Below are 20,192 nucleotides of genomic sequence, written 5' to 3'. Positions count from 1 at the left end.
GATGAGCGAGTATCTCCACTACGCCGTCGGCGAGCCGCTCGTCGACGCGGCGGCTCCCGGCGGGCCGATCGCGGAGCGCTGGGACCGCCGCCGCTTCGAGGCGAGGCTGGTCAACCCCGCCAACCGCCGCAAGCACACCGTCATCGTCGTCGGCACCGGCCTCGCGGGCGGCGCGGCGGGGGCGACGCTCGCCGAACAGGGCTACCGCGTCGTGCAGTTCTGCTACCAGGACTCGCCGCGCCGCGCCCACTCCATCGCCGCGCAGGGCGGCATCAACGCCGCGAAGAACTACCGCAACGACGGCGACTCCGTCCACCGCCTCTTCTACGACACCGTCAAGGGCGGCGACTTCCGCGCCCGCGAGTCCAATGTGCATCGCCTGGCGCAGATCTCGGTGGAGATCATCGACCAGTGCGTGGCGCAGGGCGTGCCCTTCGCCCGCGAGTACGGCGGCCTGCTGGACACCCGCTCGTTCGGCGGCGTGCAGGTGTCCAGGACGTTCTACGCCCGCGGGCAGACCGGGCAGCAGCTGCTGCTCGGCGCGTACCAGGCGCTCAGCCGCCAGATCGACGCGGGCGGCGTCGAGATGCACGCCCGCACCGAGATGCTCGACCTGATCGTCGTCGACGGGCGGGCGCGCGGCATCGTCGCTCGCGACCTGGTCACCGGCCGCGTCGACACCTACCTGGCCGACGCCGTGGTGCTGGCCAGCGGTGGCTACGGCAACGTCTTCCATCTCTCGACCAACGCCAAGAACTCCAACGCCACCGCCGTCTGGCGCGCCCACCGGCGCGGCGCCCACTTCGCCAACCCCTGCTTCACCCAGATCCACCCCACCTGCATCCCGCGCTCCGGCGACCATCAGTCGAAGCTGACCCTGATGAGCGAGTCGCTGCGCAACGACGGCCGCATCTGGGTGCCCAGGGCCAGGGGCGACGCCCGCCCGCCGGCCGAGATCCCCGAGGACGAGCGCGACTACTACCTGGAGCGGATCTACCCCGCCTTCGGCAACCTCGTCCCGCGCGACATCGCCTCGCGCGCCGCCAAGAACGTCTGTGACGAGGGGCGCGGTGTGGGGCCCGGCGGCCAGGGCGTCTATCTCGACTTCGCCGACGCGATCGCGCGCATGGGCCGCGAGGCCGTCGAGGCCCGCTACGGCAACCTCTTCGAGATGTACGAGCGGATCACCGCCGAGGATCCGTACGAGGTGCCCATGCGCATCTATCCGGCGATCCACTACACGATGGGCGGCCTGTGGGTGGACTACGACCTGCAGACCACCGTCCCCGGTCTCTTCGCGATCGGCGAGGCCAACTTCTCCGACCACGGCGCCAACCGCCTGGGCGCCTCGGCCCTGATGCAGGGCCTGGCCGACGGATACTTCGTCCTGCCCGCCACCATCAACGACTATCTCGCCCGCCATCCCCACGACGAGGTGCCGCACGACCACCCCGCGGCCGCCGAGGCGGTCGCGGAGGTGACGGCCCGCCTGCGCCGGCTGCTGGAGAACGACGGCGACCGGACGCCGGAGTCCTTCCACCGCGAGCTGGGCGAGCTGCTGTGGGACGAGTGCGGGATGTCCCGCACCGGGAGCGGCCTGCGCAAGGCGCTGGGCCGGATACCCGAGCTGCGCGAGGAGTTCTGGCGGCGGATCAAGGTGCCGGGTTCGGGCGAGGAGCTCAACCAGTCGCTGGAGAAGGCGAACCGGATCGTCGACTACCTGGAGATCGCCGAGCTGATGTGCCTCGACGCGCTGCACCGCACCGAGTCCTGCGGAGGGCACTTCCGCGAGGAAAGCCAGACGCCCGACGGCGAGGCGGCGCGCCGGGACGAGGAGTTCGCGTACGCGGCCGCCTGGGAGTTCACCTCCCCCGGCGCCGCGCCCGTCCTGCACAAGGAAGACCTGCGTTTCGAGTACGTCCACCCCACCCAGCGGAGCTACGCGTGAACCTCACCCTGCGCATCTGGCGCCAGCGCGACGCGGCCGGGCCCGGCGCCATGACCACCTACGAGGTCACGGGCATCAGCGAGGACATGTCCTTCCTGGAGATGCTCGACCACCTCAACGAGGAGCTCATCCTCGCCGGTGACGATCCCGTCGCCTTCGACCACGACTGCCGCGAGGGCATCTGCGGCGCGTGCGGCATGGTCATCAACGGCCGGGCGCACGGCCCCGAGCGCACCACCACCTGCCAGCTGCACATGCGTCACTTCCGCGACGGCGAGACGATCGACGTCGAACCGTGGCGCGCGGCCGCCTTCCCCGTGGTCAAGGACCTCGTCGTCGACCGTTCGGCCTTCGACCGCGTCATCGCCTCGGGCGGCTATGTCTCCGCGCCCACCGGTTCGGCCCCCGAGGCCCATGCCACGCCCGTGCCCAAGCCCGTCGCGGACCTCGCCTTCGAGCACGCCGAGTGCATAGGCTGCGGCGCCTGCGTGGCCGCGTGCCCGAACGGCTCGGCGATGCTCTTCACGGCGGCCAAGGTGGTCCACCTCAACGTCCTGCCGCAGGGCGCCCCGGAGCGGGCGTCACGCGTGCTCGGCATGGTCGACGCGATGGACGCGCAGAGCTTCGGCGGCTGCACCAACACCGGCGAGTGCGCCACCGCCTGCCCCAAGGGCATCCCGCTCACGGCGATCAGCACGATGAACCGCGAGTACCTCCGCGCCACGGTCAAGGGAGGAGTCCGGCGCGGGACATGACCACGGCGGCTCACCCGATCGTGCGGTTTACCGGGCGCCGGCGATGACGCGGCGCCACCTTCCGTACGATTTATGCCGTGCCGCGCGATGCGTACGGAAGCGATGCATACGGGATAGGCAAGGACCGGCTACTGGCGTTCGCCGACGCGGTGACGGCCATCGCCATCACGCTGCTGGCCCTGGAGATCCGCGTCCCCGAAGGCCTCTCGGCCGGGCAGCTCGGCCACGCGCTGGGCGAGGTGCTGATCAAGGTCTACGCGTATCTGCTCAGCTTCACGGTCGTCGGCCTGCTCTGGCTCGCCCACCACCGGCTGTTCAGCCTGATCGTCGAGGTCGACCGGGCGACGGTGCGCCTGGAGCTGGCGCTGCTGGCCGTGATCGCCGCACTGCCGTTCCCCACCCGACTGCTCAGCGAGTACGGCGAGACCGCTCAGGCCACGGCTGGCTACGCCGCCGCCATCGCGCTGACGGCGGCGCTGCTGACCGTCATGACCCTGCGGCTGCGCGCCGGCGGCGGCCCGCCGCTCGTGCCGGAGGCGTCGCCGGGGCGGGTCGCGCGGCTGCTGTACGCCAACGCGACCCTGGCCGTCGTCTTCGCCACGTCGATTCCCGTCGCCGTGGCGTCCCCCACCGCCGCGAAGTTCTGGTGGGGGCTGCTGGTGCCGCTACGGGTCCTGCCCCGTCGGGTGCGGCAGCGGCGGCGCCGGGGCGCCGCCTGACCCGCCTATCGCGCCCCGAAGACCTGGGTCCACCTCGGGCCGCCGGGGGCCTTGTTGATGCCGATGCCGATCTCCTTGAAGCTGCAGTTGAGGATGTTCTTGCGGTGGCCGTCGCTGTTCATCCAGGAGTCCATGACCGAGGCGGGAGTCTGCTGCCCGTAGGCGATGTTCTCGCCGTAGGTGCTCCACTGGTAGCCGGCGGCGGTGATGCGCTCGCCGGGGCCCTTGCCGTCGGGGTTGGTGTGGTCGAAGAAGCCGCGGGCGGCCATGTCGTCGGAGTGTCCCTGGGCGGCGGCGTCGAGGAGGCTGTTCTCCGTCACCGGCGAGCAACCGACCTTCGCGCGCTCGGCGTTCACGAGGTTGACGACCTGCTGGGCGAGGGGCCCGCCACCCCCGGAGGGGGCCTTGGTCTTGCGCGGGGTGGGCTTGGGCGCGGCGGCCGTGCGCTCGGGGGCGTCGGCGGAGGAGGACTGGGACGCCTTGGCCGAGGCCTTGGCCCCCGGCGTGGAGCTGCTGGGCGACGGGCTGGCCGAGGCCGACGCGCTGGGCTTGGCGGACTGCGAAGCGGTGGGGCGCAGCGGCGACGGCTCGCCGGCGTTGAGCTGCTTCAGGTCGCTCGTGGCGGCGTCCGCCTCGGTCCTGACGGTCTTCTCGGGCTCGTTCTGGAAGAGGTAGCCGCCGCCGAGCACGCCGCCGGCTATGAGTGCCAGCACGCCGGCGCCGACCGCGGCCCGCCGGGTCGTGCGGTTCGTACGGGGTGCCCCGTGGCCGCGGCCGGCGCGTCGGCCGTGGCCGCTCGCGCGGCGGGCCCGGGCGCGGCCGCCCATCGGGGCGGCGTGGGCCACCGACTGCGTCGGCAGCGTCGCGGCGCCGCGCCACCAGCCGAGCAGCGCGCCCCCGAGGGGCACCAGGCCGAGGCCGACGAGCAGCCCCTCGGCCGGGACCAGCACGGCCAGGGCGCCGGTGCAGCGGCCGCAGCCGCGCACGTGGCGGGAGACGCGCTTGCGCCACAGCGCGGAGGGGACGCCGTCCCAGGTGGCGGTGGTCTCGGCGAGCTGCGGGCAGCGGGGGTGGGCGGCGAGCGCCTGGACCACGCCCCGGGCGATGTCCAGCTGGGCCTTGGTGCGCTGGATGCGCACGGCCGCGTGCTGGGGGGTGAGCTCGAGCGCGGAGGCGACCTCGGCGCGGGTCAGCTCGCCGGCGGCCTCCAGCCACCACAGCGAGAGGACCTCCTGCTCGCCCTCGTCGAGCCAGCGGGTGGCCTCGGCGGCCTCCTTGCGCTGCCCCGCGAGGCCCAGTCGCACGATGGTCAGGTCGACGAAGTCGGCCTTGGGGTCGGCGACCTCGCCGACCACGTCCTGCAGGCCACTGACGGGAGCCTCGGGGTGGGGCTCCCGGCAGTGGCTGCGTATCTGGTTCATGGTGATCGCGACGAGCCAGGAGCGGAAGCTCGCGGGATCGCGCAGCCCGTCGAGGCCGTTGATCACGCGGAGCATGGTGTCCTGGACGACGTCGTCGACGTCCGCGTGGCCGTTGAGGGCCCGCCCGACGATGTTGTAGACCAACGGCAGGTGGGTGGTGACGAGCTCGTCCTGGGCCGCCGTGTCACCGGCCCGCGCCGCCTCGATCACGGCCACGCTCACACTCTTCACGCCCGCACCTCTTTCCGCACCCGCCACATTGGCGTTCGATCCGACACCTAGGAGACCGGGGGTCGGCCCGCAGATAACAAAAAGTTGGGTGCGAATGTACGACAGACTTTTCAGGCATCTGTATCGATCAAGAACTCACGGACGATTCCCGGAGCCGCGTACTCCGCGAACTCGGCCGCTTCCGCCGCCGACATGTCCCGAATGCGATATCCGTCCTCCCCTCCGGGCACCGCCGCAGTGAGAGTGACCACACCTGCCCGGAGCGCACAGGGCGTATCGGTAAATGTCCAGGCCTGTACGGCATTCCGGGCGAGGGTCACCGTCTCCCGTCCGAACGTGCCGGATCGCACGACGAGATAGCGGCCTCGGACGGCGTGCCCGAGCCCCCGGTAGGCGTCCCGGGCGAGGACCAGCGCGACCGGAGTGACGGCCAGCGCCCAGCCCGCCGCACAGGCGAGCAGCACGGGGAGCGCGAGCAGCCACCCCAGCACCACGAGCACCATGACCACCGGCAGCACCCACCAGCCGAGGGCGGCCACGACCCGTCGCCGCAGACCGGCCCGGGGATGCCCGCGCAGCCCGGTCACGTCCACGCCCTCGCCGAGCACGCCCGCGCACACCCGCTCGGCCTCCGCCTTCGGCGACGGCGGCAGGACCACGCTGCGGGTGCGGTTCTGGTCGAGGTTGCCGAGGCCGCCCGCCACGGCCCGTACGGACGCGCCGCCGCCGGCCCGCAGCAGCAGTGGCTCGCGCAGCGCGACCCCGCACAGCCGGTCGGGCGCGATGGAGACGGCGTCCTTGCCCGACAGGCCCCGGCGGACGGTGAGGCCGCCCTCGGCGGTGCGCTCGAGGCGGTACCGCGACCAGGTCAGGGCGTGCAGGCCCAGCGCGCCCGCCACGCCCAGCGCGGTCATGGCCGCGAGCGCCAGGGGGACGGACACCCACAGCGCGTCGCCGCCGAACGCCTCGGCCAGGCGCCGCACGAAGCCGAGCCGCCAGGGTTTGACGCCCGTCGCCTTGAGGATCTTCCACACCGTTCCGGCGGCGATGAGGACGCCTCCCCAGGCCCAGAAGGTGAGCGGGGCATAGCGGAGCCGGCGGTTGTCCGCCGTGGCGAGGACCGTCATGCCGCCACCCCCAACCGGATGCGCTCGGCCAGCGTCCGGGCCTCGGCCTCGGGCACGCCCGCGATCCGCAGGTCGGCGGCGGTCGAGCCGGTGGTGACGGTGACGGTGGCGAGCCCGTACAGCCGCTGCAGCGGGCCGCGCCGGACGGCGACGTCGCGCACGCCGGCCAGGGCGACGATCCGGCGCCGTCGCCAGTACCAGCCGCTCGCCGCGTAGACGGCCGACTCCCCCACCTCCCAGGCGTGGGTGCGGCAGCGCCGGGCGGGCGCGAGAAGGGCGTAGCCGAGCGCGGGGGCGAGGGCGGCGGCGGTGAGCGGGGCCAGCCAGAACAGCGCCCCGGGAAAGAAGAGGGCCGACAGGGCGAGGAGGGCGCCGGAGGCGAGGAGCGCGGGGCCGCCGACGGCGAGCCAGGCCCGGGCGGTCCACCAGCGGCGGGCGCGGGGGCCGGCGCGGTGACGTGGGGGCCGGAGCCGCCCGATTTGAGAATGGTGCGGGTTTCCGGCCACCATGTCCCCCATTCTTTCCAAGTCAGTTGTACTGCCAGGCCGCAGCGTATGGCAATACAACTGACCTGTAAAAACGAGAGGCAGGAAACGTGCCCAAGCGTGTCGATCACGACGAACGCCGTCGCCGCATCGCCGAGGCCCTCTGGCGGATCGCGTCCACGCGCGGCCTCGAGGGCGCGAGCCTGCGCGACGTGGCGGCCGAGGCGGGTATCTCGCTCGGGCAGCTGCAGCACTACTTCCGCAGCAAGGGCGACATGCTGGTGTTCGCGCTCGAGCACGTCAACGAGCTCGCCGCGCGGCGCGTCCGGGCGCGCGTCGAGGCGTCGGCGACCGCCCCCTCGCCGCGCGTGATCCTGCGCGAGTCGGTCGCCGAGATGCTGCCGCTGGACGACGAGAGCCGCAGCGGCAACCTGGTGCAGGTCGCGTACTTCCTGCAGGCCGTGCACGACGAACGGCTGCGGGGACATGCGAAGGAGGGCGTTCCGCTGCTGCGGGCGCTGTTCGCGGACCAGATCCGGCGGGCGATGGCGGAGGGGCAGATCGCCCCGGACCGCGACCCGGACACCGAGGCGACGCTGCTGATCTGCCTGGTCGACGGGCTGACCAGCTACACACTGCTCGACGTGCACTCGCCGGCCGAGGCGCTGGCGCTGGCCGACGCCCACCTGGACCGGCTGTTCACGCCGTAGGCCGCCCCGGCGTCTCCCGCCGCCTGCGCGGCGCCACGGCGTCCGCCAGCTCGTCCACGGCGTCCAGCAGCAGTTCGGTCGCCCGGACCGCCACGCCCTCCTCGTCCACGGCCGCCCGCCACGCGGCGTACGCCTCGTGCGGCGCGGTCCAGTCCGGGCGGCGGCGCTCCCGTACGGCCGCCGCCGCGTCCGGCAGGGCGTCGCGCAGGGCGGCGGCGAAGGCCTCGGCGCCCGGCGACGGCGGGGCGTCGCTGTCGGGGAGATGAGCCTCCATCAGCATGGTGGCCCGGCCCATCATGGCCATGGCCGACTCCGCCGCGCGCTCCGCGCGGCGGGAGATGCCGCGGTGGCGCACCGGCTCCTTCTCCGCGCGGGCGACGGCCTCCTCCCACTCCAGGCGGGCCGCCCGCTGGTCCAGCAGGGCCTCGCGCACCCGGCGCGGCTTGCGGACGTCGGGGTGGGCGTAGCGGGCGAGGACCGCGAGGGCGTAGCGGCCGTTGGCGTCGAGCCAGTCGGCGAGGCGGTCGCGCAGCCGGAGCGTCTCCCAGGCGGGGAAGACGGCGTACGCGGCGAGCGCCAGCAGCCCGCCCAGCAGGGTCAGCGCGAGGCGGGCCCAGACGGTCTGCGACCAGCCCTCGCCCGCGATGCCCAGCAGGAAGACGACATAGGCGGCGATGCAGGTGGAGGCGACGCTGTAGCCCGTGCGCATCAGCAGGTACATCAGCCCGATGCACAGCACGGCCAGCCCCGCGCACACGTACATGCCCGGGTGGAACAGCGCCATCAGCCCGCCGGCGAGCCAGACGCCGACCACGGTCCCGGCGAAGCGGGCGACGCCGCGTGAGTAGGTCTGGGCGAAGTCGGGGCGCATGACCATCACCGAGGTCATGGGGGCCCAGTAGCCGTGCCCGAGGGGCAGCATGGAGCCCAGGGCGTAGCCGAGCGAGACCACCGCCGTGACCCGCACGGCGTGCCGCCCGATGGCCGAGGACCAGCGCGCCTCGCGGCGCAGGGCGCGCAGGCCGACGGGCACGAGGCGGGGCACGGAGGGGCGCAGCAGGTGGCGGCGTTCCTCGGGGGCGGTGGGGCGGGTGGACTCGACGCGTTCGTCGGCGGACTCGACGACGTCGGCGAGGAGCACCATCAGCCGCAGCGCGGACCGTTGGGCGGCGCCCGTGAGCACCGGCCGGGTCTCGTCGGGCACGTCCAGCGCGGCCATGACCTCCGGGCTGACCTTCACCGGCCGCCCCCAGCGGACCGCGTGCGCCACCGCGTCGAGGACGGCCGCCGCGGCGCCGAGCAGTTCGCGGACCCGGTCGCGCTCGGGGCCCTCGGGGGGCGCGCCGAGGACGGGGTCGGCGAGCGAGGCCAGTACGGGCCGCAGCCGCTCGGCGAGGCCGCGCGGGCCGCCGAGCTGGCCGGGCCGCCGCCTCGCCTGACGCGGGGTCATGGCGGCGGCGCTGCGGGCGTCCATCAGCGGCTGCGGGTCGAAGGTGGCCACCGGGTCGTGGCGGAGCCGGCGCGCGTAGTCGGCCTCGGCGGCGAGCGCGTCGGCGAGGGCGTCGCGCTGGCGCCCCCAGGGCCGGATGGGGAAGACGACGATGAGCGCGGCCTGCACGAGCCCGCCGAAGGCGATCAGGCCGGCGTGGTGCAGCGCCCCCAGCACGGAGGTGGGCAGGGTGACGGTGAACAGCATGACGGCGACCATCTGCGAGGACACCATCCCCGAGACGGGCCCGATCGCCCAGGCCATGCCCGCCAGCAGCGTCCACAGGGCCAGCAGGACGACGAAGAGCACGTGGTCGGCGATGGCCATGTAGCCCACGAACGTGCTGAAGGCCAGCCCCACCGCCACGGCGAGCGCGAGGACCGGCCGCGGCCGCCAGCTGCGCTGGAAGGTCGCCAGTCCCGAGGCGAACGCGCCGAACGCCGAGGACACCGCGAGCCGTGGGGTGCCCAGCCACAGCGTGAGTCCGATGACGATCGCGACACCGCACGCGCCGCGCAGCGCGACCAGCGGCTCCAGGCTGGCCTTCTCGATCGTCAGCCCGGCGCGTGCGGTGTCCTTCAGCGCGCTCGACCAGGTCATGCCCCGAGCTTACGGTCCGTACCGCAGCAAACCGGGACAACCCAACCGGCTTACCGGTGGTGGGGGAACCCCAGGTCCACCCCGCCGTCGGCCGGGTCGGGCCACCGGGTGGTGACGACCTTGCCGCGGGTGTAGAAGTGCACGCCGTCGTTGCCGTAAATGTGGTGGTCGCCGAACAGAGAGTGCTTCCAGCCGCCGAAGGAGTGGTAGCCCACCGGCACCGGGATGGGCACGTTGACGCCCACCATGCCCGCCTCGACCTCCAGCTGGAAGCGCCGGGCCGCACCGCCGTCGCGGGTGAAGACGGCCGTGCCGTTGCCCCACGGCGAGGCGTTGATGAGGGCCACGCCCTCCTCGTACGTCGCGACGCGCAGCACGCACAGCACCGGGCCGAAGATCTCGTCGCGGTAGGCGTCGGCGGTGGTGGGGACCTTGTCCAGCAGCGACAGCCCGATCCAGTGGCCGTCCTCGTAGCCGGCCACCGTGAAGCCGGTCCCGTCGAGGACGACCTCCGCGCCCTGGGCGGCGGCGTCGTGGACGTAGGAGGCGACCTTGTCGCGGTGGGCCTTGGTGATCAGCGGGCCCATCTCGGAGGCGGGGTCGTCGCCCGGCCCGATCTTGATCTTCTCGGCGCGCTCACGGATCTTCGCCACCAGCTCGTCGCCGGTCCCGCCGACCGCGACGACCGCCGAGATGGCCATGCAGCGCTCGCCGGCCGAGCCGTAGGCGGCGGAGACGGCGGCGTCCGCGGCCGCGTCCAGGTCGGCGTCGGGCAGGACCAGCATGTGGTTCTTGGCGCCGCCGAGGGCCTGGACACGCTTGCCGTGGGCGGTGGCGGTGGTGTGGATGTGGCGGGCGATGGGCGTGGAGCCGACGAAGGAGACGGCCGCGACGTCCGGGTGCTCCAGGAGCCGGTCGACGGCGGTCCGGTCGCCGTTGACGACGTTGAGGACGCCGTCCGGCAGGCCGGCCTCGGCGGCGAGCTCCGCGAGGCGGATCGCGGGCGAGGGGTCCTTCTCACTCGGCTTGAGCACGAAGGTGTTGCCGCAGGCGATGGCGAGCGGGAACATCCACATCGGCACCATGGCCGGGAAGTTGAAGGGCGTGATGCCCGCGACGACGCCGAGCGGCTGCCGGATGGAGGCGACGTCCACCCGGCTCGCGACCTGGGTGGACAGCTCGCCCTTGAGCTGGGTGGTGATCCCGCAGGCCAGCTCCACGATCTCCAGGCCGCGGGCCACCTCGCCCAGCGCGTCGGAGTGCACCTTGCCGTGTTCGGCGGTGATCAGCGCGGCGAGCTCGTCGCGGTGGGCGTCCAGCAGCGCGCGGTAGCGGAAGAGCACCGAGGTGCGCGCGGCCAGCGAGGAGCCGCCCCACGTCGCGTACGCGGCCTTGGCGGCCGCGACGGCCGCGTCGACCTCCTCGACCGACGCGAAGGCGACCCGGGTGGTGACGGCGCCGGTCGCCGGGTCGGTCACCGGCCCGTAGGTGCCGGAGCCGCCCTCGACGGACTTGCCGTCGATCCAATGGTTGACGGTCTTCATCTGCTCGGCCTTCCTTACGGTCAAAGATAACGACGACGGGCGGCGGCGTTGCGGTCGTACTCCTCCCGGGCCGTCACGGCCGCCGGGCGGGTCGCGGTCTCGGCGACAGGCACATCCCACCATGCCTGCGCCGGTGGCGCGCCGGACACTGTGTCGGCTGTTTCGGTCTCCACATAGACACATGTGGGCCGGTCCGAGGCGCGCGCCTCGGCGAGCGCCGCGCCCAGCTCGCGGGTGGTGCGGGCGCGCAGCACGGTCATGCCGAGGGAGGCGGCGTTGGCGGCCAGGTCGATGGGCAGCGGATCGCCGGTGTACGTGCCGTCGGGCGCCCGGAAGCGGTAGGCGGTGCCGTAGCGCTCGCCGCCGACGGCCTCCGAGAGCCCGCCGATCGAGGCGTAGCCGTGGTTCTGCACGATGATCACCTTGATCGCGACGCCCTCCTGCACGGCCGTGACGAGTTCGGTCGGCATCATCAGGTACGTGCCGTCGCCGACCAGGGCCCACACGGGCCGGCCGGGGTCGGCGAGCCGTACGCCGATGGCGGCCGGGATCTCGTAGCCCATGCAGGAGTAGCCGTACTCCAGGTGGTACTGGCGGCGGGAGCGGGCCCGCCAGAGCTTGTGCAGGTCGCCCGGCAGCGAGCCCGCCGCGTTGATGATCACGTCCTCGTCGCCCACCACGGAGTCCAGCGCGCCGAGCACCTGCGCCTGGGTGGGGCGGGCCCCGTCGCCCCGGCCGTCCCGCGACGAGTACGCGCGCGTGACCGTCGCCTCCCACTCCGCCTTCCCGGCGGTGTACGCGCTGGCGTACGCGTCCGGGACGCGGTGGCCGGCCAGCCGCTCGGTCAGCGCCTCGAGCCCGGTGCGGGCGTCGGCCACGAGCGGCAGGCCGGCCATCTTGTGGGCGTCGTAGGGGGTGATGTTGAGGTTGACGAAGCGGACGCCCGGGGCGGCGAAGAGGGTGGCGGAGGCGGTGGTGAAGTCGCTGTAGCGGGTGCCGACCCCGATGACGACGTCGGCGCCGGCGGCGAGCGCGTCGGCGACGGCGGTGCCGGTGTGACCGATGCCGCCGACGTCGCAGGGGTGGTCGTGGCGCAGCGAGCCCTTGCCCGCCTGGGTGGAGGCGACGGGGATGCCGGTGGCGTCGGCGAGGGCGCGCAGGGCGTCCTCGGCCTCGCTGTGGTGGACCCCGCCGCCGGCGATCAGCAGGGGCCGCCGGGCGGCCCGTACCGCCGCGGCCGCCGCCTCGAGCTCCGCCGGGTCGGGGGCGGGACGGCGTACGGGCCAGACGCGGTCGGCGAGGAACTCCTCCGGCCAGTCGTACGCCTCCGCCTGCACGTCCTGCGGCAGGGCGAGGGTGACGGCGCCGGTCTCGACGGGGTCGGCGAGGACGCGCGCCGCCTGGAGGGCGGCGGGGATCAGCGCCTCGGGGCGGGTGATCCGGTCGAAGAAGCGGGAGACCGGGCGCAGGCAGTCGTTGACGGAGACGTCGCCCGCGCCGGGGTGTTCGAGCTGCTGCAGGACGGGGTCGGCGGGGCGGGTGGCGAAGGCGTCGCCGGGCAGCAGGAGGACGGGCAGCCGGTTGATCGTGGCGAGGGCGGCGCCGGTGACGAGGTTGGTGGCGCCGGGACCGATGGAGGTGGTGACGGCGTGGGCGGAGAGGCGGTCGTTGTGCCGGGCGTATCCGACGGCGGCGTGCACCATGGCCTGTTCGTTGCGGCCCTGGAGGTAGGGCAGCGCGTCCCCGGACTCCAGCAGGGCCTGGCCGACGCCGGCGACGTTGCCGTGGCCGAAGATGCCCCAGCAGGCGGCGATCAGGCGGTGCCGGCGGCCGTCGCGCTCGGTGTACTGGTGGGCGAGGAACTCCACCAGCGCCTGGGCGACGGTGAGCCGTCGGGTCGTCATCAAGGGCCTCCTCAGGGCGCTTCGTAGAGCGGCAGGCGGGGATCGGGGTCCTGGCCGGGCCAGGTGGAGCGGATCCAGGCGTGGGCGGGGTGGTCGCGGATGAGCCACTCGCGGCCGGGGCCGGGGCCGGCCATCACGTTGAGGTAGTACATGGTGTGGCCCGGCGCCGCGACGGAAGGGCCGTGCCAGCCGTCGGGGATCAGCACGGCGTCGCCGGTGCGGACCTCTGCCAGGACGTCCGTTCCCTTCTCGCGGGAGGGCGACACGCGCTGGTAGCCGAGGCCCGCCTCGCCGCCGGGGGCGGCGGCGATCTCGAAGTAGTAGATCTCCTCGAGCTCCGACTCCTCGCCGGCATGGTGCTCGTCGTGCTTGTGGGGCGGGTAGGAGGACCAGTTGCCGCCCGGGGTGAGGACCTCGACCGCGATGAGCCGCTCGCACGCGAAGACGTCGGCGGCGGCGAAGTTGTTGACCTGGCGGGAGCAGGTGCCGGTGCCGCGCAGTTCGACGGGGACGGCGGAGGCGGGCACGTGGCGGGCGGGCAGCGCCCGCTCGCAGCGCGCCCCGGCGAGCGCGAACCGTCCCCCACCGGGTGAGGTCAGCGTGGTGCGCGCGTCGCACGGGACGTAGGCGAAGTCGGTGACGGCGGTGAAGACGCTGTCGCGGCCGTCCAGTTCGAACGTCACCTCGCCGCCGTCACCGGTGGTGGTGACGGCGCAGCCGCCGGCGAGGGGCAGCACGATCCACTCGCTGTCGCCGGTGTCGAAGGTATGGGCCGCGCCCGGCCGCAGGGTCACCACCCGCAGCGAGGAGTACGTCCAGCCGGCGCGCTCCGGCCCGATGTCCAGGTCGTAGGCGCCGTCGGCGCCCGCTCCGGCCGGCAGGTGACGGTTGTCAGAGGTCATACGCGTCTCTCCTCACCCGGCACGCCGGACAGATCGTCAGGGACCGCTCGCCGCAGCGACGGAATGTCTTCCCCCGTTCCCGGCGCCGCGCCGGTGCGGACGCGGTCACAGCAGCCCCACCGCGGTGTCGACCGCCCGGGCCACGTCGCCGTCGGCGGGGTACAGCAGCGCCCTTCCCACCACCAGCCCCTGCACCGTGGGCAGCCGCAGCGCCGACCGCCACCGCTCGTAGGCGGCGTCCTGGTCGTCGCCCACGTCGCCGCCGAGCAGTACGGCGGGCAGCGTCGAGGCCTCCATCACCCGCGCCATGTCACGTGCGTCGTCGGTGACCGGCACCTTCAGCCAGGTGTAGGCGGACGTCGCGCCCAGACCCGACGCGATGGTGAGGGACTTCGTGACCGCCTCCGCGCTCAGGTCGTTGCGCACGCGGCCGTCGACCCGCCGGGAGAGGAAGGGCTCCACGAACACGGGCAGCCGGCGGGCCGCCATCTCGTCGATCGCGCGCGCGGCCGACTCCATCGTGGTGAGCGAACCGGGGTCGTCGTAGTCGATGCGCAGCAGGAGCTTGCCGGCGTCGAAGCCCCGCCGGACGATGTCGTCGGCGCGGGGCCCGGTGAAGCGGTCGTCCATCTCGAAGGACGCCCCGAAGAGGCCGCCACGGTTCATGGAGCCCATGACGACCTTGTTCTCCAGGGCGCCGAGCAGCAGCAGGTCGTCGAGGATGTCGGCGGTGGCGAGCACGCCGTCCACGCCGGGCCGGGAGAGGGCCAGGCACAGCCGTTCCAGCAGGTCGGCCCGGTTGGCCATGGCCAGGTGCCGCTCGCCCACGTCGAGCGCGCCGCGCGCGGTGTGGTCGGCGGCGACGATCATCAGCCGGCCGCTGTCGCCGACGAGCGGGCGGCGCGCGCGCCGGGCGGCGGCCTCGGCCACGGCCTCGGGGTGGCGGCTGCGCACGCGCGGCAGGTCGGCGATACGGATGCTCACGGGGAACCCTCATTCTCGGCGGAACGGTTCATCTCAGCGGGCCGGTCCGTCTCTGCCGAACGGTCCCTCTCGGCCGAACGGTCCAGCAGGTCCGTGACCTCGTCGTGGGTCGGCATCGCGGCGGAGCAGGCCAGCCGGGAGGCGACGACGGCCCCGGCGGCGTTGGCGAACCGTACGGCCCGCTCCAGTTCCCATCCCGCGAGCAGCCCGTGGCACAGCGCGCCGCCGAACGCGTCGCCCGCGCCGAGCCCGTTGAGGACCTCGACGCGCACCGGCGGAACCTCGGCGGTGGTGCCGTCGCGGTGGACGGCCAGCACGCCCCTCGGCCCCTGCTTGACGACGGCGAGCTCCACGCCGGCGGCCAACAGCGCCCGCGCGGCGGCGTACGGCTCGCGCTCGCCGGTGGCGACCTCGCACTCGTCGACGTTGCCGACGGCCACGGTGGCGTGGGCCAGGGCGGCCGCGTAGAGCGGGCGGGCGGCCGCGGCGCCGGCGTCGCCCCAGAACACCGGCCGCCAGTCCAGGTCGAAGACGGTCGTCCCGCGCCCGCCCCGGGCCTCGAGCGCGGCCAGCGTGGCGGTGCGGCTGGGCTCCTCACTCAGGCCCGTGCCGGTCATCCAGAAGACGCGGGCGGCCCGGACGGCGTCCAGGTCCAGTTCGGCGGTGTGGATCTCCAGGTCGGGGGCCTTGGGCCGGCGGTAGAAGTACAGCGGGAAGTCGTCCGGCGGGTGGATCTCGCAGAAGGTGAGGGGCGTGGGGTACGCGGCCACCGGGGTCACCCAGCGGTCGTCCACGCCGAAGTCGCGCAGCGCGTCGTGGAGGTAGCCGCCGAAGGGGTCGTCGCCGGTGCGGCTGATCAGCGCGGTCCGGCGGCCCAGCCGGGCGGCGGCGACCGCCACGTTGGCCGCCGAGCCGCCCAGGAACCTTCCGAACGTCTCGACCCGCGCGAGTGGCACCCCGGTCTGGAGCGGATAGAGGTCCACCCCCAGCCGGCCCATGGTGATGAGTTCGTACGGACCGGTCATGGTCTCCCTCGTCCCCTCCGCGCGACGGCTCGCTCCGGGCTCAGGTCTAGCGGGGGGCGGACGACCCTGTCAAGCATTTGTCCTTACATAAGGACGTCATCGAACCGCTATTGACGTTACGTCCTTATGTCCGGACGAAATCTTGACACTCCTCCGCACAGCCATGAAGCTACGGGCATCCTTAAGCCTTCACCGGTCAACGCCGACCGGCGAGAGGAGAGCCGCCGCATGGACTCCACCGCCACGCCTTCGCCCCCTCCCCCCGCCCTGGACCGGATCCGCGTCGGATCCGCCCCCGACTCCTGGGGCGTCTGGTTCGCCGACGACCCGGCGCAGGTGCCCTGGCGGCGCTTCCTGGACGAGGTCTCCGAGGCCGGCTACGCGTGGATCGAGCTGGGCCCCTACGGCTATCTGCCCACCGACCCCGATCTGCTGCTGGAGGAGACCGGCGGCAGGGGTCTGCACGTCAGCGCCGGCACGGTCTTCACCGCCCTGCACCGCGGCCCGGCCGTCTGGGAGGAGACCTGGGAGCAGGTCTCCCGGGTCGCCGGCCTCGCCCGCGCCACCGGCGCCGGCCACCTCGTCGTCATCCCCTCCTTCTGGCGCGACGACAGGACGGCCGAGGTGATCGAGAGTCACGAGCTGACCGCCGAACAGTGGCGCCACCTGGCCTCCGGCATGGAACGCCTGGCGCGCGAGGTCCTCGACGTGTACGGGATGACCATCGCCGTCCACCCGCACGCGGACACCCACATCGACACCGAGGCGCACGTCGAGCGCTTCCTCGACGCCACCGACCCCGCGCTCGTCCACCTGTGCCTGGACACCGGGCACTACGCCTACTGCGGCGGCGACAGCGTCAAGCTCATCAAGACCTACGGCGAGCGGATCGGCTACCTCCACCTCAAGCAGGTGGACCCGGCCGTCCTCGCGGGCGTCGTGGAGCGGGGCACGCCCTTCGGCCCGGCCGTGGCGCAGGGCGTGATGTGCGAACCGCCGACGGGCGTCCCCGCACTGGAGCCCGTCCTGACCGCGGCGCAGGGCCTGGGCGTCGACCTCTTCGCCATCGTCGAGCAGGACATGTACCCCTGCCCGCCCGGCAAGCCCCTGCCCATCGCCCGGCGCACCCGCGCCTTCCTGCGCTCCTGCGGCGCCTAGGGCGCCGCCCCACCAGCTCCGAGGCCCCCCAGCTTTGAGGCCCCCCAGCTTTGAGGAATGTGCAATGACGCGAGACGGAACACTCGGCGTGGCCGTGATCGGCACCGGCAGGATGGGCTCGGACCACGTCCGGCGCATCGACGAGGTCATCAGCGGGGCCCGGGTGGCGGCCGTCGTCGACATCGACGGCGAGCGCGCCGGGGCCGTGGCCGCCTCCGTACCGGGCTGCGCCGCCTACACCGACCCGGCCGCCGCGATGGCGGACGACGCCGTGGACGCCGTCCTCGTCGCCTCCCCCGGCCCGGCCCACGAGGCGGCGCTGCTGGAGGCGTTCGCCCGCGACCTGCCCGTGCTGTGCGAGAAGCCGCTCACCCCGGACACCGCGTCCGCGCTGCGGGTGATGGAGGCGGAGGTCCGGCTGGGGCACCGGCGGGCGCAGGTGGGCTTCATGCGCCGCTACGACGCCGAGTTCCAGCAGCTCAAGGCGCTGCTGGACTCCGGCGCGTTCGGACGGACGCTGATGCTGCACTGCACCCACCGCAACGCCGCCACCCCGCCCGGCTTCACCGGCCCGATGACGATCCACGACTCGGTCGTCCACGAGATCGACGTGGCGCGCTGGCTGCTGGGCCAGGAGATCACCCACGTCACCGTGGTGCGCCCCGCCTCCTCGTCCGCCGCGCCCGGGGGGCTGAGCGACCCCCAGCTCGTCCTGTTCGAGACCACGGAGGGCGCGGTCGTCGACGTCGAGGTCTTCCTCAACTGCGGCTTCGGCTACCAGGTGCGCTGCGAGGCGGTCGGCGAACACGGCACCGCGCGGGCCGGCGACGCGCACGGCCTCTACGTCAACGCCGCCGGCCGATGGGGCGGGGAGATCGCCCCGGACTACGTGGTGCGCTTCCGCGCCGCCTACGACCGCGAGGTGCAGGCCTGGGTGGACGCCACCCGGCGCGGCGGGACCACGGGCCCCGGCGTATGGGACGGCTACGCGGCCGCCGCCGTCTGCGAGGCCGGGGTACGGGCCCAGGCCACCGGCGAGCGCACGCCCGTCACGCTCGTGCCGCGCCCGGCCCTCTACGGAGGATGAGCACCGTGGACGACGGCGGACTGCGGATCGGACTGCTCGGCGCGGGGCGCATCGGCACCTTCCACGCCGCGGCGCTGGCGGGCACCGACGGCGTCGCCGAGCTGGTGATCGCCGACGCCGACCCGGCGCGGGCGGCGGCGCTGGCGCGCGCAGTCGGCGCGCACGCGGCGCGCACGGTGGGCGAGGTCCTCAACCGGCGCGGTGTGGACGCGGTCGTGATCGCCGCCACGACCACCGCGCACGGCGACCTGATCACCCGCGCGGCCCGGGCCGGGCTGCCCGCGTTCTGCGAGAAGCCCGTCGCCCCGGACCTGGCCGGCACGGTCACCGCGCTGCGCGAGGTGGAGGCGGCGGGCACCCTGTTGCAGATCGGCTTCCAGCGCCGCTTCGACGCCGGCTTCCTGGCGGCCCGGGAGGCGCTGCGCTCGGGGGCGCTGGGGCGGGTGCACACCATCCGCTGCGTCACCTCCGACGCCGCGCCGCCCCCGCCGGAGTTCCTGCCGCACTCCGGCGGGCTGATCCGGGACTGCATGGTCCACGACTTCGACGCGGTGCGCTGGCTGACCGGGCGCGAGGTGGTGGAGGTGTACGCGCGGGGCACGGACGCCGGTGCCGCCTTCTTCCGTGAGGCCGGCGACGTGGACACCGCCGCGGCGCTGCTCACGCTGGACGACGGCACGCTGGTGACGGCGACGGCCACCCGGTACAACGGCGCCGGGTACGACGTGCGCACGGAGCTGTCCGGGGAGCGCGGCCAGTGGGTGGTGGGGCTGTCCGGGCGCGCGCCGCTGACCTCGGCCGAGCCGGACGGGCCCGGGGCGCCCGCGCGGCCCTGGAGGGGCTTCCTGGAGCGGTTCGAGGGCGCGTACCGGGCCGAGCTCGCGGCGTTCGTACGGGCGGTACGGGACGGCTCCGCGAGCCCCTGCCCCGGGGCGGAGGGGCTGCGCGCCCTGCACATCGCCGAGGCCTGCGAGGTCTCACGGCGCGAGCGGCGTCCGGTGCGGCTCGCGGACGTGGGCTGACGGGAGCCGGGGCCGTCCGGGCGGCGGCCCGCCGGGCTCGCGGAAACACGGCTGTTACGGAGTCACCTCCTTGTTACGAGCGTCACATCCGCGCGAGCCTTCCGTCACAGGAGCCGGACAACGGCTCCGCCTGATCACTCTGCGTCGTTCTCCGGGGACAGGCTGACGATCACCAAGGCCGCGCCGCAGCTCCCCCCACGGACCCCCCTCCGTGACTGCGGCGCAGCGGAGAGGCGCGAGAGATGACCGACCGTCGACTCTGGTCCTACAAGGAAATCGCGGCGCACATCGGTGTGCAGACCGACACCGTGCGGTCCTACCGCAAGCACGGACTGCTGCCCTCCCCGGACCTCAGCGAGGGCGGGAAGCCGTACTGGTTCGCCGACACCATCCGCACCTGGGTCGCCTCCCGGCCCGGCAACCGCAACCGCCGCCCGAGATCCTGACGCCCGCGGCGAATTCCCCCCTCACCCCTACCCCCCGGGAATACCCCCGGGGGGTAGTCTGGTTGCCGCCGCCCTACGGCACACGAACCTTCCCTACCGAGGAGTCCACATGACCACCACCGTCTACAAGGTGACCGGCATGACCTGTGGCCACTGCGAGTCCGCCGTGACCGGCGAGCTCTCCACGATCGCCGGCGTCACCTCGGTCCAGGCCGTGGCGGCCACGGGCCTGGTCACCGTCACCGCCGGCGCCGACCTGGACGACGAGGCGGTCCGCGCGGCCGTGGACGAGGCGGGCTACGAGCTCGTCGGCCGCGCCTGACGCGCCCGGCGTCCCGGACGTCCCCGACGCCCCTGACGTCCCGTTTTCTCCTGGAGACCTAGATCACAGCGATTGGCAGGTAACCATCGCGGGGGGACATTGGTCTAACCAGGCAGTGCTGGATCGTCTTGGGGGACGGACCGGCTACGCGTGGCCGGGACACGTACCCGGGGAGCTTTGAGCGGCCCTCCCGTACGTACGCGTCCCGGCAGATCGCGTCCGTCGGCTCCCGGCCGGGTCCCGTGGGGGGAATCCGCGCCGGGACAGAAAAGCGCCTCGCTCCGACCCGTGGGGGGATCGGAGACGGGGCGCT

At 73.8% G+C, this 20,192-nt stretch carries 16 protein-coding genes and 1 pseudogene; 9 read left to right on the top strand and 8 right to left on the bottom strand.

Annotation, left to right across the window (positions count from 1 at the left end; translation table 11 throughout):
• Position 1 precedes the first annotated feature (1 nt).
• The 3 genes from AB4K12_RS06270 to AB4K12_RS06260 all read left to right on the top strand — a co-directional run bounded on the left by AB4K12_RS06270 (position 2) and on the right by AB4K12_RS06260 (position 3,422).
• The gene (locus AB4K12_RS06270) at positions 2-1,948 is read left to right on the top strand and encodes a fumarate reductase/succinate dehydrogenase flavoprotein subunit (RefSeq protein ID WP_368433271.1); all 1,947 of its coding nucleotides are present in this window, start codon (positions 2-4) and stop codon (positions 1,946-1,948) included.
• Positions 1,945-2,703: a succinate dehydrogenase/fumarate reductase iron-sulfur subunit gene (locus AB4K12_RS06265; protein ID WP_086574092.1), complete on the top strand. Its 759-nt coding sequence runs from the start codon at positions 1,945-1,947 to the stop codon at positions 2,701-2,703. The genes AB4K12_RS06270 and AB4K12_RS06265 overlap by 4 nt, the downstream gene beginning before the upstream one ends.
• 77 nt (positions 2,704-2,780) lie before the next feature.
• A complete protein-coding gene (locus AB4K12_RS06260) occupies positions 2,781-3,422 on the top strand; it encodes a TMEM175 family protein (RefSeq protein ID WP_368433270.1) in 642 nt (213 codons plus the stop codon).
• 5 nt (positions 3,423-3,427) lie between these two features.
• Here AB4K12_RS06260 and AB4K12_RS06255 read toward each other — a convergent pair whose 3' ends face one another.
• The 3 genes from AB4K12_RS06255 to AB4K12_RS06245 form a co-directional block, all read right to left on the bottom strand.
• Positions 3,428-5,074: a sigma-70 family RNA polymerase sigma factor gene (locus AB4K12_RS06255; protein ID WP_368433269.1), complete on the bottom strand. Its 1,647-nt coding sequence runs from the start codon at positions 5,072-5,074 to the stop codon at positions 3,428-3,430.
• A gap of 110 nt (positions 5,075-5,184) precedes the next feature.
• On the bottom strand, positions 5,185-6,201 hold the full coding sequence (locus tag AB4K12_RS06250) for a PH domain-containing protein (RefSeq protein ID WP_368433268.1): 1,017 nt from the start codon (positions 6,199-6,201) through the stop codon (positions 5,185-5,187).
• Entirely contained in the window at positions 6,198-6,710 is a 513-nt protein-coding gene (locus tag AB4K12_RS06245; protein WP_368433267.1) for a PH domain-containing protein, read from the bottom strand. The genes AB4K12_RS06250 and AB4K12_RS06245 overlap by 4 nt, the downstream gene beginning before the upstream one ends.
• An 86-nt stretch (positions 6,711-6,796) precedes the next feature.
• Between AB4K12_RS06245 and AB4K12_RS06240 the strand changes: the two genes are divergently transcribed.
• On the top strand, positions 6,797-7,396 hold the full coding sequence (locus AB4K12_RS06240) for a TetR/AcrR family transcriptional regulator (protein WP_368433266.1): 600 nt from the start codon (positions 6,797-6,799) through the stop codon (positions 7,394-7,396).
• Here the strand turns inward: AB4K12_RS06240 and AB4K12_RS06235 are convergent.
• The 5 genes and pseudogenes from AB4K12_RS06235 to iolC form a co-directional block, all read right to left on the bottom strand.
• The gene (locus tag AB4K12_RS06235; protein ID WP_368433265.1) at positions 7,386-9,485 is read right to left on the bottom strand and encodes an FUSC family protein; all 2,100 of its coding nucleotides are present in this window, start codon (positions 9,483-9,485) and stop codon (positions 7,386-7,388) included. The two genes, AB4K12_RS06240 and AB4K12_RS06235, sit on opposite strands and share 11 nt — an antisense overlap.
• A 53-nt stretch (positions 9,486-9,538) precedes the next feature.
• Positions 9,539-12,976 (bottom strand): annotated as a pseudogene (gene iolD, locus AB4K12_RS06230) (3D-(3,5/4)-trihydroxycyclohexane-1,2-dione acylhydrolase (decyclizing)); the annotation flags it as partial.
• The gene (iolB, locus tag AB4K12_RS06225) at positions 12,945-13,835 is read right to left on the bottom strand and encodes a 5-deoxy-glucuronate isomerase (RefSeq protein ID WP_368433264.1); all 891 of its coding nucleotides are present in this window, start codon (positions 13,833-13,835) and stop codon (positions 12,945-12,947) included. The pseudogene iolD and the gene iolB, both read right to left, overlap by 32 nt.
• 105 nt (positions 13,836-13,940) lie before the next feature.
• The gene (locus AB4K12_RS06220) at positions 13,941-14,819 is read right to left on the bottom strand and encodes a deoxyribose-phosphate aldolase (RefSeq protein ID WP_368433263.1); all 879 of its coding nucleotides are present in this window, start codon (positions 14,817-14,819) and stop codon (positions 13,941-13,943) included.
• A complete protein-coding gene (iolC, locus tag AB4K12_RS06215; protein ID WP_368433262.1) occupies positions 14,816-15,844 on the bottom strand; it encodes a 5-dehydro-2-deoxygluconokinase in 1,029 nt (342 codons plus the stop codon). The genes AB4K12_RS06220 and iolC overlap by 4 nt, the downstream gene beginning before the upstream one ends.
• A 228-nt stretch (positions 15,845-16,072) precedes the next feature.
• Between iolC and AB4K12_RS06210 the strand changes: the two genes are divergently transcribed.
• From AB4K12_RS06210 to AB4K12_RS06190, 5 genes are all read left to right on the top strand, one after another.
• Positions 16,073-17,002, top strand: a complete 930-nt coding sequence (locus AB4K12_RS06210; protein WP_368433261.1) for a sugar phosphate isomerase/epimerase family protein — start codon at positions 16,073-16,075, stop codon at positions 17,000-17,002.
• Between the two features lie 64 nt (positions 17,003-17,066).
• Positions 17,067-18,089, top strand: a complete 1,023-nt coding sequence (locus tag AB4K12_RS06205; RefSeq protein ID WP_368433260.1) for a Gfo/Idh/MocA family protein — start codon at positions 17,067-17,069, stop codon at positions 18,087-18,089.
• A gap of 20 nt (positions 18,090-18,109) precedes the next feature.
• Positions 18,110-19,111 (top strand): Gfo/Idh/MocA family oxidoreductase, encoded by a 1,002-nt coding sequence (locus tag AB4K12_RS06200; RefSeq protein ID WP_368433816.1) that lies wholly within the window; start codon positions 18,110-18,112, stop codon positions 19,109-19,111.
• Positions 19,112-19,353: 242 nt separating this feature from the next.
• Positions 19,354-19,557, top strand: a complete 204-nt coding sequence (locus tag AB4K12_RS06195) for a MerR family transcriptional regulator (RefSeq protein WP_368433259.1) — start codon at positions 19,354-19,356, stop codon at positions 19,555-19,557.
• A gap of 109 nt (positions 19,558-19,666) precedes the next feature.
• The gene (locus tag AB4K12_RS06190) at positions 19,667-19,879 is read left to right on the top strand and encodes a heavy-metal-associated domain-containing protein (protein WP_086570637.1); all 213 of its coding nucleotides are present in this window, start codon (positions 19,667-19,669) and stop codon (positions 19,877-19,879) included.
• The last annotated feature ends 313 nt before the right edge of the window (positions 19,880-20,192 follow it).

The sequence above is a fragment of the Streptomyces sp. C36 genome, from assembly GCF_040932295.1.
Lineage (GTDB): Bacteria > Actinomycetota > Actinomycetes > Streptomycetales > Streptomycetaceae > Streptomyces > Streptomyces triculaminicus.
The sequence above is the reverse complement of the archived record's forward strand: the minus strand, read 5'-3'. Positions and strand labels throughout refer to the sequence as shown.